At 60.4% G+C, this 12,189-nt stretch carries 6 protein-coding genes; 1 reads left to right on the top strand and 5 read right to left on the bottom strand.

The annotated features are described in order from the left end of the window. Nucleotides 1–254 precede the first annotated feature (254 nt). The 5 genes from GH659_RS11645 to GH659_RS11665 form a co-directional block, all read right to left on the bottom strand. The gene (locus tag GH659_RS11645; RefSeq protein ID WP_153111584.1) at nucleotides 255–1,166 is read right to left on the bottom strand and encodes a ParB/RepB/Spo0J family partition protein; all 912 of its coding nucleotides are present in this window, start codon (nucleotides 1,164–1,166) and stop codon (nucleotides 255–257) included. Nucleotides 1,167–1,597: 431 nt separating this feature from the next. Further along, nucleotides 1,598–3,646 (bottom strand): exodeoxyribonuclease V subunit alpha, encoded by a 2,049-nt coding sequence (recD, locus tag GH659_RS11650; RefSeq protein ID WP_211364221.1) that lies wholly within the window; start codon nucleotides 3,644–3,646, stop codon nucleotides 1,598–1,600. 20 nt (nucleotides 3,647–3,666) lie between these two features. Next, complete coding sequence (recB, locus tag GH659_RS11655; RefSeq protein WP_153111585.1) at nucleotides 3,667–7,365, bottom strand: exodeoxyribonuclease V subunit beta; 3,699 nt, start codon at nucleotides 7,363–7,365, stop codon at nucleotides 3,667–3,669. 14 nt (nucleotides 7,366–7,379) lie between these two features. Next, entirely contained in the window at nucleotides 7,380–10,895 is a 3,516-nt protein-coding gene (recC, locus tag GH659_RS11660) for an exodeoxyribonuclease V subunit gamma (protein WP_211364222.1), read from the bottom strand. An 84-nt stretch (nucleotides 10,896–10,979) separates the two neighbouring features. Then, the gene (locus GH659_RS11665; protein ID WP_153111587.1) at nucleotides 10,980–11,429 is read right to left on the bottom strand and encodes a hypothetical protein; all 450 of its coding nucleotides are present in this window, start codon (nucleotides 11,427–11,429) and stop codon (nucleotides 10,980–10,982) included. 169 nt (nucleotides 11,430–11,598) lie between these two features. Between GH659_RS11665 and GH659_RS11670 the strand changes: the two genes are divergently transcribed. Further along, nucleotides 11,599–12,123, top strand: coding sequence for a hypothetical protein (locus GH659_RS11670; RefSeq protein WP_153111588.1), 525 nt, complete (start codon nucleotides 11,599–11,601; stop codon nucleotides 12,121–12,123). The last annotated feature ends 66 nt before the right edge of the window (nucleotides 12,124–12,189 follow it).

Below are 12,189 nucleotides of genomic sequence, written 5' to 3' on the forward strand. Positions count from 1 at the left end.
CGTTCGTGATCACCGGCGCCTCAAAAACCGCCGATCTTCTCAGTTCGGTGTATCAACTTTCAATCGCTGGCCTGTGTCAATTTACAACCGCTGGTGACAATTGCCCGCGATTTGGGGCTGGAGGTTTCGATCCGTGCGCCCGTTGAACAAACGATTGAGCGGATTCGGGCTTGCCTGCAGCGCATCTGATCGAGTGCAGGCAACTGCCTATCGGCCAACTTCGATTGAGACGGGGAAAATCTTCGTAATCCGGTCTAAAACGGCGAGTTTCCCTCTTTCAGCGCAAGAAATTCATCGATCAGCCGTTCCAGAATTTCGGCTTCGTTGCTGTCGTCCAACCCGAGAATTTTGGCGACACGCTCGACTTTGCTGGGACTGACCTGGCGTTGGAGGGGAGCGGGCGTCGAGGGTATGTCCTCCCACGGCGGAACCTGCTCCTCGCCGCTCATAGGCGCGCCAGGTGCCGGTGGCGGGGTGGTCGCGAGAATGGCCTCCACCTGCTCTTCCTTCTTCTTGCGCCGCGGTGCTTCTTCGGAGAGAACGCTATCCACCACCTTCTTGGAGAGCTTTGTTCCTTCCGGCAGTTGCTCAATCTGGTCGATGATCGACTCGGCCTTGGCCTCGTTCTTCTGGGCCAGCTTTTCCAGTTGGACGGCGGCGCCCGTGCTGGAAATCTTGCCGGAATCGAGGAGGGCCGTAACTTTTTCCGATAGATTGGCGGCGGCCGTCGCCTGGTTGAGCCACGACGAATTTCGTCCAAAGTGTTCCGCGGCCGATTCCCGTGTTTCAAAGCGGTTGGCAATCGTTTGAATGGCATTGGCCATGTCGCGTGCTTCAATCGGTGCACGCATCCCCAGACCAAGGTTTTCAAACACCTGTATTTCCAGCGCCTCGTCGGGGTCGCAGGGGTGGATCAAAGCCGGCGCCGTTGTTTCTCCCGCCATGACCGCGGCACGCCAGCGTCTTTCGCCGACGATCAGCGTGTATTTCCCGGCGGCGTTGGCCGGTTGGACGATCAGCGGGTGAATGAGGCCTTTTCTCTGGATGGAATGCGTGAGCCCCTTCAGTCCGGCTTCGTCGATCTCCCGGCGCGGTTGCTGTGGATCCGGCTCGATCAACGACACGTTAAGCATCTGGAAGTGGGGGGTAGCGTCTTTGAAGGACATGGCGGCTCCGTCGGAATTAGGCAGTTCGCTCCGGGGCGCCGTTACTTAAAAATGCGGGCCGTGCGGAGCGAAAAAGGGGCGGCATGTTCCTTGGTTTTAGCGCCTTTTTCAAGGAAAAGAATTCTGAAGTGCGGAATCTCATGTGGCTTGGCTCGAGATCCTTATCGTTTCAGGTCATGCATATCACGCACTGGAGAAATTTATCGTCATAAGGCACGACTCCGCAAAGGGTGGGAATTCGTCCCCGTCTGAGAGTGGTCGCGGGGATGTCTGCTTCACTCTAAAACCTGACGGATCGCCTATCGTTCCCAAGCCCAGCACCGATATCCTTCGCGGGACAGAGACAAAACGAAAAAGGCCGTAACCTCAGAAGGGTTGTCGGCCTTTTTTTCTGGCATCGTGCCGGGAAACAGGTAAGCGCACGCGGCATTTCACGCAAACAATCCACCCGAACGCTGCACGGTGCGGGCCGATGCTTCCTCGACGATGGCCTTGTTGCCGATACAGATCAGCGAGAACCAGGATTTCCCGCGTGTGATCCCCGTGTAGACCAACTCCCGGGTCAGGATCGGGTTGCGTACTGGCGGCAGGAGAAGGGCGCAATGTTCGAATTCGGAGCCTTGCGACTTGTGCACCGTCAGCGCAAAAACCGTTTCGGTGGAAAGCAGCCGGCTGGGGAGTACCCAGTGAATGCCGCCGGAACCATCGCCTTTGGGGAAGGCGACGCGTGACGACCATTCGATCTGGCCGGATGCCTTGTTCCGGACGGGGTAGGAAAGCGCGATGCCGATGTCGCCGTTCATCAATTCCAGCCGGTAGTCGTTGCGGGTCACCAGCACCGGACGGCCTTCGTACCACGAAGCACCCGGCTGGATTAGTTTGCGTTTGTGCAGCAGCGATTCAATGCGCAGGTTCATCCCCTTCACGCCGAATGGGCCGTTGCGCAGGGCGCATAGCAGCTGGAAGCGGCCGTGTGCATTGAGTACTTTTGTTGCCCAGGCATCGAAGGCCGCTTTGTCTGCATCTAGCGGCGGCCTCTCGCGTCTGACGATGTTCAGGTAACCGGCTAAGCCAGCTAATCCTTGCGGCGAAGCGTCATCGTCTGCGTCCCCGAGAAGGATGGATTCCAGTTCTTTTTCTTCCAGTGTCGGGAAATCGTGGCGGCGGAGGTCGCCGTAGCCGTGCGCGAAAACCTCGTGGATTTTGTCGGTATTTCCGGCGTTGACGGCATCGGCCAACTGACCGATGCCGCTTGAGGCATCGAACCGGCGGCTCTCGCGCAGCATCACGACATGTTGGTCGAGCGGCAATCCCGCGTCGTCGCAGAGTGAGGATTCGACCGTTTCGCCCGTCATCGCCTCGATCCAGCGCACGGTTTCCGGCAGGAAATGCCCCGCCCGGGCGCGCCGGCAAAGCTCGCCGAGAACGGAGCCGGCTTCGACCGAGGCCAGCTGATCCTTGTCACCCAGCAGAACGAGGCGAGCATGCGGTGGCAAGGCCATAAGCAGCGCCGCCATCATTTCCAGATCGACCATCGATCCCTCGTCGATCACCAGAACATCGAGCGGCAGCGGGTTACGGGCGTTGTGGCGGAATGTCCGCGAGTCCGGCCGCGTTCCCAACAGCCGATGCAGCGTCGTGACTTCCGTTGGAATGCTCGCCTTCAGGTCTGCATTTTCCTGAACGAAACCGGGCAGCTTGCTGATCGCGCCGGAGATTGATTCCTTCAGGCGCGCGGCGGCTTTGCCGGTGGGGGCGGCGAGACGAATCTGCAACGGGCGGACGTTGTCTACCGATGAGCTTTTGGCCAGGGCGATGGATTGCAGCAACGCCAGCAGACGGACAACCGTCGTTGTTTTTCCGGTTCCCGGCCCGCCCGTGATGATGGAGAAGGCGCTACGGGCGGCCAGGGCGCAGGCGATTTTCTGCCAGTCCGTCTTGCCCGAGTCTGCCGGCGGGAAGAGAGCGTTCAGGGTGGTTTTGAGCTCCGCCTCCGGAACTTCGCTGGCGATGGCAGCGCTGTTTTCAATCCGCTGCTGAATCTGCTGTTCGACCTGTCGCTCATAGCGCCAGTAGCGGCGCAAATACAGGCGGTGGCCGACGAGAACCAGCGGCGTTCTGGTTTGCCCGTCGCTGACGAGCTCGGGGTGGTTTAACGCACTGATCCAGCCGGATGGCGTCCAGCCCGCCAAAAGATCGCACGGCTGCGGAATTTCCGCCTGATCCGGGTTGGGTTCATCCTCCTGCTCTGGCGGGAGCGATAACGCCATATACGGATCGAGCAGGGTGTTTTCCAGATCGAGACACACATGACCCCGGCCTAATTGGTGACTGACTAGCGCCGTCGCGAGCATCAGAGCCGGGGGCGTCTCCGGCACTTCCGCAATAAAAAACCGGACGAGGGCGAGGTCGACTTCACGCAACCAGCCGCGCTCTACCCATTGTTCGAGCAACGCCAGCATTTCTTTGGAATCGGTCATTGGGGAATTCATGCGCGAATTCATGCAGTTTCTCCGGCAAACAGGGCATCGAGGCTTTCAATCAACGCTTTTGGTGGGCGTTCGTAATGGACACCGGCACTTGGTGCTCCCAGACCGCGCACGAACAGATAAGCGGCTCCTCCGACATGACGGTCGTAGTCGTAATCGGGCAGGCGGGATTTCAGGAGCCGATGCAGCGCGAGGAGGTAGATCGCATACTGGAGGTCGTAGCGATGCGCGCGAATGGCTTCATCCATGGCCGATGGCGTGTAATCGGCATCCGTCGTGCCGAGCCAGTTCGACTTGTAGTCGGCCACGAAATAGCGGCCCTCGTGCAGAAAAACGAGGTCCATAAACCCCTTCAACATGCCGTTCAGCTGTTCGGGCGTCAGTCGTGGACGTGGCCGGCGATCCAGCGTGTGTTCGATGATCGCCGCATCGAGTTCGCCAAGATCGACCTGCTTCGCCTCGAACCAGAATTCCATTTCGGCCTTCGTGACGTGCAGCGAATTGAGGCAAATGCTTTCGCCCCCGATCGGCAGCGGCGTCGATAGCATTTGCCCCATCCAATCGACAAGCGGATCGACCCAAGCCTCCCAGCGGCGAACCTTGCAGCGCCGGGCAACCATGTCCCGTACTTCGACGGCGTCATCGAGCACCGTTGGAAATCCTTTGTTGGCGGCCCATTCCATCAGGTCGTGCAGGAATGTGCCGGCTTCCGCGCCTTTCGGAAAGCGGTGCATTGGCGCGCTGGTTTTCTGGTCAGCGGAAGGCGCGGCGAGGGGAAGCGGAACCGGAACCGGAACCGGAACCGAACGCTGTTCCTCAAGCAGGTTTTGCGCCTCTGGCGTGTCGTCGAGTGCGGCGGCTTCGGGAATGGCGTGCCCCTCAACCGGCAGCGCCGAATAGCTGCTGATCCACCAGTTTTCCCTGGCGGCGCGGTTTGGTCGGCGCGCCGTGCCCGGCTCCGTGGTTGCTGTCGCCGCAACGTACTTTGTGAGATGAACCGGCATTTCATCCGCGACTTCGGTGACGGACAAACTCGGCTGTCCCTCGGCGAAAGACTGGATCGCCGTCAGGTACTGGTCGGCGCCCACTCCGTCCAAACCGAACAGATGGCCAATGGCGCCCGGTTCGCAACCATTGACGGGAGCCAGCCCCAGCCAGGTGAGATAGCGGGCCCGGGTTAGTGCGACATAGAGCTTGCGCAAGTCCTCGCCCAGGCGATCGCGTTCCGCGCTGGCGAGGATGTCCGGCGTTGCCTTGAGCGAGATCTGAAGTTTCCCCGCCTCGTCGTGCCACTTCAACGGGACATCGCTGTCCTTGGTCAGGCGCGTGGCGCAGATAAAGGGCAGGAAAACCAGCGGGTATTCCAGCCCCTTGGACTTGTGGATGGTGACGACCTTGACGAGATCGGCGTCACTTTCGAGCCGCAGTTTCTTGCCGTCACCAGCCCCCTCGTTACCCGGTTCGGCGATCTGTTCGGCCAGGAAGCGAATCAGCGCGTGTTCGCCTTCGAGCGTGAAGCTCGCCTGCTGCAGGAGCTCGGCGAGATGCAGCAAGTCGGTCAGGATGCGCTCGCCGCTTTGCCCGCTGGCGTCGGGTTCGAGGTTGTCCATGCTGAGCAACCGGTCATTGCCGCCGAAATCGCGCAGAATCCGGCGGATCACGGGCAGGACGCCCTGCTTCTGCCACATTTCCCGATAGCCCTTGAACTGGACGACGCGGGCTTCCCAGGCTTCTTCATCGACATTGAGTTCATCGAGCGCCGCGAAGGAGAGGCCAAGCGAGGCAGTCGACAGGGCTGCGCGAAGCAGACGGTCGTTATCCGGCTCGGCGCAGGCGGCGAGCCAGCGATACACCTCGTCGGCCTGCGGGGTGGCATAAACCGTGTCCTTGTCGGAAAGATAGACGGAACGCACGCCACGGCGGGCGAGCGCCTGTCGGATCGCTTTTGCTTCATTCCCGTTATTGACGAGCACCGCCATGTCGCCCGGTTTGATCGCCAGGAAGTCGCTTTCCCTGCCGGCAAAGCCCGCCGACGGGTCGTTGAGCCAATCGACCATTTGTGTCGCGCAGATTTCGGACATCCGGTCGATATAGCGCTCCTTCGACAGCGCCTTGTCTGTGGGCGCGACGGTCAGGCTCATGGCCGGAAGTGTCTGGCCACCGAGCAGGAAATCGTCCTTGCGGCCATTGGCGTTGACGGCCTGAAACGGCACCGGATTTTCTTCGCCGCGACGGAACAGGAAAGCGCCTGCCGATGATTCCTCCGTTTCGATCCGGATGAAGCAATGGTTGGCCGCTTCCACCATCGCCTGCGTCGAACGGTAATTGGTGTCGAGCGTGTACAGCCGGCCATCCACTGCCGTCCGCGCCTTCAGGTAGGTATAAATGTCAGCGCCGCGGAAGGCATAGATCGCCTGCTTGGGGTCGCCGATCAGGATGAGGCCGCTGTCGTCGCGATTCGCGGAAATTTCATAGACCCGCTCGAAAATCCGGTACTGGACGGGGTCGGTGTCTTGAAACTCGTCGATGAGCGCGACCGGAAATTGCGCCCGAATGATCTCGGCGAGACGGTCGCCGTAAGGCCCGTTGAGCGCTGCTTCCAGCTCGGTCAGCAGGTCGTTGAAGCCGATCTGGGCGCGACGTTTCTGGGCGGCGGCAAATTCCTGCGCGACCCAGCATGCGGCATGCGCCAGCAAGTCCGCCTGTGGGTTGGGGAGGTTGGCCAGCGCGGCCTTGATTTCCGGTAACGCATCGAAGGCCGGATGCGTGGGTGGGGTCGTCTTCCAGGCGGCGGCCAAGCCTTCCGCCGTCAGGCGTTCCCAGCCGGTGCCAATGTCCACAGTTTCGTCATCCGAGTTGGCCCAGTTGCGGAGCTTGTTGAACCAGCCGGTGTAGTAATTTTGCTTCAGGACTTTTCCGTTGATGTTTCCGTTTTTCTTTTCGTCATCGAAGATCGCCTGAAGCTCATCGGCCCATGTCCGCCACGGCGCCTTGAGGCTTTCGAGAATGGCCTCTTTCTCGGCCAGACTCGTGCGGAGAAGGGGGGCTGGATCATCGACGACCGGCAGGCGCCCGGCATGTCCGAGCAAGGATTTGAGGGCTTTTCCGAGGTCGTCCGGCGATTTCCAGTAGGAGGCGACGCAGGCAAGCTCTTTCAACGCCAGCGGGTAGAAAAATATCCGCCAGTAATCGCGGACTACTTCGGCGCGCAGATCGGTCTGGTCCGTCTCAAGATTCTGGGTGAACAGGCTTTGGCTGTCGAACGCGTGTTCGCGCAGCATGCGATTGCACCAGCCGTGGATCGTCGAGACGGCCGCTTCATCCATCCATTCGGCCGCCAGTTCCAGCTTGCGCGCACAAAGCGGCCATTCCTGCTCCGGATAGTCGGCGCGCAGCGCTCGCAGCAATGGGTCGGCGTTGAGTTCGCCATCGTCCGGTGCGGCGCGAAAGTAGCTGGCGGCTTCGGCCAGCCGCGCCCGAATCCGGTCGCGGAGTTCCTTGGTGGCGGCCTCGGTGAAGGTCACGACGAGGATTTCTGGCGGCGTCAGCGAACGGCCACCGGAGAATGAATGGTCATTGCCATGCCCGAGCACCAGCCGGACATAGAGCATCGCAATCGTGAACGTCTTGCCCGTGCCGGCGCTGGCTTCGATCAGATGGCTCCCGTGGAGCGGGAAGGCGAGGGGATCAAGCGAGTGAATGGTATGCATGGTCGTACGCTCCTTTATTCCGATTCGCTGTTCTTCCCGACGCAAGCCATCAACGGCGCGTAGAGAACCTCGCAGTAGTGAGTGAATTGGCCGGTCGACCAGAACGCTTCGAAGGTCGGGTAACAGCGCTTCAGATAGTCGTTCTGGCTGCATTCGCCCTGATAGTTGTAGCCGTCTTCGTATTTTTCACGGGCATTTTTGACGGCTTTCTGTTGGCAATCGGCCAGCGCGCCTTCGAAGGGCGTCCCCTGCTTTTCCAGCCAGGCGAAGCCGGTTTTGGGGGCAAGCGGCAGCGGCGAGCGCAGGCCGGCAACGTAGCTCTCGACAAGGGCGTGGAAGTGCTTTTTAGCCGCTTCCGGGTCAAGCGGGTTGATTGCCACCAGTCCATTCTTGCTGACGATGAACGTCGTGATCGGCCGGTCGGCGAGGTGCGAGGCCAGATGCAACACCCAGGCGGAAAGCAGCTTTTCGCGCCGGTATTTATTTTTCTCGATGAAGTTGCTCGTGTTGAGTTCGATGCGGCAGCAGTTTTCGCCGGCGCCGAAGAACTGGCCGATCCGGCCCTGAACCGTCAGCGGCTGACCGTCGGCCTCATACGAATAGTCGAAGGACAAATCCTCCAGCGGAGTCGGCCAGGATGCCTGCGTCTCTTCATAAAGCGCGAACATCTCGTCGAGCGGTTCGAGGAGAACGCCTTCGAACAAGTCGGCCATCTCGCCCAAGGGCAATTCGCCGCGCCGGCGAATGCGCGCGAGCTGCCGCTGGACGGCGTCGGCTTCATCGCGGCTAGCCAGCAAGGCATCCAGACGCGCCTGAATCAACTGATCCTGCAACGCCCAGCGCTCGAGTCCGTCCAGATCGAACGGCTCGTTATCCTCGCTGGTCAGGTCGTCGATTTCGTAAGCGACCCGGAGGCGCTCCCGGTAGAACGTCTTTACCGGGTCCTTGAGGAAGCCGCCGAGCTGACCGAGCGTGATGGGCGCGTCGAAGACGGGCGCCGCCAGCGGCGTTTCGGCGGCGACGGGTGGCGTATCGGCGCTTGCCTTGCGTTCCCATTCCCGGGCATAGGTAAACAGCGGCGAGGCGGCCGTGTCCTGACGGAAATAGTCCTGGCTGAAGGCCTGTAGCCGGTGTTCGACGGTCAGCGCCGGCAGCAGCTTCTGTTGCGAATCGGCCGCTGCCACTCGCCAGCAGGCTTCGAGATGGTCGCGCAGTTGGCTGACCAGCACCGACGGCGGCCGTTCGGTATTGTCCTGAATGCTCCGGCCGACCCAGCTGATGTGCAAGCGTTCGCGCGCCGAAAGCAGCGCTTCGAGAAACAGATAGCGGTCGTCGTCCCGGCGCGAACGGTCGCCGGGGCGGATGTCGCGGGCCATCAGGTCGAAGTCGACCGGCGGGCGGGAGCGGGGAAATTCGCCATCGTTCATGCCGAGCAGGCAGACCATCTTGAACGGTATGGCGCGCATGGGCATCAGGGTGGCGAAGGTCAGCTTGCCGGCCATGAAACGCTGGGCAAGGCTGGCTTCATCAATCTGCGACAGCCAGTGTTCGCGAATGACGGCGAGCGGGATTTCGTCGTGCAAACCCGCCGCCGCGCAGGCTTCAACCCAGTATTGCAGACTCGATTGCAGCTTGCGGAGGAGCAGCGTGTCTTCCGGGGCATCGCTCAGGAAGAAGTCCTGCAGCAACTGCTGCAAACGGTCATTCCATGCTTCCGGCGTGGCCGGCGTCGCAAACGTCCGCACCAGCTGCTCCAGCTGGATCAGCAATCGCGAGAGCGGGCCGACGAGGGCGGCATCGAGGCCGGAGACTTCGCCGTGCGGCTCGATATCGTGCCAGTCGTCGTCTTCCCGGCCGGTCGGGTCGCTGCCGACGGCGTAGCCGAGCAGCATCCGTTTGAGGCCGTGCATCCACGTGTTCTGCTCGTAGCGTTGCTGGATGAACTGCTCGCGATGCTGGCCATCCAGCCCCCAGCGAATGCGGGTCTGGTCAATCCATTGGTGAAGCAGCGGCAGGTCGTCCGCCTCAATGCCCAGCCGCTGGCGGACGGCCGGCACGTCGAGCAGGTCGAGAATGTCGCTGACCGCCAGCCGCGATTCGGGCACGCCGAGCAGAAATTCTAGGGCGAAAGCGATCGGTGCCTGGTGGCGCCGGATCTGGTCGGCAATCGAGAACGGGATATAGCGCCGGTCGGACGTATCGATCTGGCCAAATACCGCTTCGATATGGGGCGCGTATTCATTGACGTCCGGAACCATCACGATCACATCGCGCGGCCGTAGCGTCTCGTCGGCATCGAAGGCGGCGAGAAGCTGGTCGTGCAGGATTTCCATTTCGCGCTGCGCGCTGTGGGCGACATGGAAACGGATGGAGTGATCACTGGCGGGATCGACGGCCGGCCAAGTCTCACGCGATTCATGCGCCGAGCGCAGGAGGCGGATATCGTCCTGCAACTGGTTGAGCAAAGTAGCGCCGCCATGACTCTCGAAGACGTCGATCCGCTCGCCAACTTCGGCGAACAGCGACCGGTAGGAGTCCGGCGCATCGAGTTCATCGAGCAGCGCGATGTAATCGCGTCCCTGCTTGCCCCACGACGCCAACAGCGGGTGCGCATGCAGGTGAAGATCGCTTTCTTCCATGATCTCCGGGGTGCCCTTTTTGCGGGAATGCCGCTCGGACGTGCGTCGTGCCAGATCTTTTTCCGAAAGCAGATTGGCCCAATAGTGCTCGCAGGGGTTATGCACGCAGAGGAGAACCTGAGTAAATCGCGAGATGGCCAACAGCACCTCCAGCGACTGCTTCGGAAGGGAAGACAGTCCGAAAACCGAAACACGGCGCGGCAGGCCGTGCGGGTGCTCCTGCAATGCACTGGCGGCGGAGAGAAAACGTTGATGGACGGCGGCGCGGCTGGTCTGGGCCGCCTCGCCGACATCTTCAAGCAGCGCACGCCAGAGCATCGCCTGCCAGCATTGCGCCGGATCGAGCGGCCGTGACTCGCCGCGCCCGTTGAGCAGCACGTCGTGCCGGTTCGCCCAGGCATCGAGCCAATCCGCCCGATAGACCTGGTACTGGTCGAACAGGTCGGCGATTTTTTCCGCGAGCTGGTAACGCTTTCTGAGATCGCCATCGTCCTGCAGGAAACGGGCGAGCGGCTCGTAACCCGGTTGGCCGATCAGGTTGGGCAGAAGCCGCATCAGGCGCCAGAGCAGGAGGGGCTTGTCGAACGGCGAGGCTTCGGGAACCGCATCGCCACCAAGCACCGCCCGATACACCTGCCAGATAAACCGCGAAGGCAGGAGCATGTCGAGCGACGCGGCAATCCCGCAGCCGCTATCGACCGCCGCGGAAGCATTCGCCGCCAGCGCAAGCTTCAGCCATTGCGCGATGCCGTTGCTTTGCACCAGAACGATTTCATCTTCAAGCGGAGTGAGCGGGTGCGCTTTATACCAATGCACCAGCAGTTGCCGGAGCAATTCAGGCTGATTGCCATGGATGACCATGAAACCGGGGGCAAGTGCGTGTTCAGTCAAAGCGGCGACTCCTTGTTGTTGTCGTTGGTGGCATGGCATCGCGATTTATCCTTTATCCCTGATCCGTCCGCAGGAACGGAAGGGTTAAAGACAATGGGGAACCTCGGGCGCGGGAATCGGCTCCTCGGCGAATTCTATCAACCCCAACGCCATCGCCCAGCTATGCACTGACCATCGCGCCTCCTCTTCGGACAGCGCGCTTTCGCGTTGCAGCCAATTCATCATCTTGGGGAGCAGGATGGACGGAATCTGCCGCCGTCCCAATCGCTGCAGTTCAGACACCACATCCACATCAAACGCGGCCAATACCAGCTGAATCTCGAAATCCTGTTCGGGACACAAAGCGCTTAGCTTTTCCGCGTAATGCGCTGACGAGCGGGAAAAAACAAGATCCTGACAACAAAGGATACAAGCAGCGCACGACGCACGGACATTCTGTTTTTCATGCGGGTCTCCGTCAAAGGTACGGACGAAGTTTGCATGAGTGCTGCGACAGGTTGTGTCGCATTCCTGCTTTGCGTCGAACAACATCATGCGACACACTCTGTCGCTGGCTTTCTCTACAATCGAAAGCTATGCGTGCCACCTGCACCGTTCCCCCCTAGGAGAGCAACATGCTTCAATTGTTCATCGCAATGATCGTTACCCAGATCATGCAACCAATTCCTGATGCCCTCCGGAAACCAACAAAATAGGAGATTTCATGATGACTTCCCGCTACCTGATAGTGGACACCGGCCTGTCCATGGATACCGCCGATGATCTGGCCGAAGATTATCCATTTCGGCAAACGCAGGCTTTGCTGATGGTTATCGGCGAAGCCGACGCGTGGATCAATTGTGCATGCCAGCACATTGGCCAGACACCGCCCGCGTGCCTCGCAAGCGTCGTTCAGTGGCTTGCACGGGCAGAAGATTTTCTCGGCGACATTACGGAGGAGATCGAAGACGGCAATGAAGACGTATCGCTCGGGCGATTAAGCGCCGACGATGACCTTTATGACCTGCTTGACGAGATCATCACGGGAAAACCGGAGTGGGACTGCTGGGATGAAGACGATGATTCGCTACCTGACGAGGCTACCTATAACACGCTCATCTCTCTGGTCGAGTTTTGGATCGACAATGTTGAAACACATTTGATCCGCGTCCAACAGCATTTCATTGGCGATGGCGAGGTACTGGGGATTTTGTCCCGTCAGCAATGTCTAACGAAAGTTCGCGCGTGATTTTTTGTTGTTCGGTTGTCCGGTAATTGGCGGAACTATCCGCGGATATGCGAATAGTTCCGCCAG

It is taken from the genome of Propionivibrio limicola (genome assembly GCF_009469695.1).
Lineage (GTDB): Bacteria > Pseudomonadota > Gammaproteobacteria > Burkholderiales > Rhodocyclaceae > Propionivibrio > Propionivibrio limicola.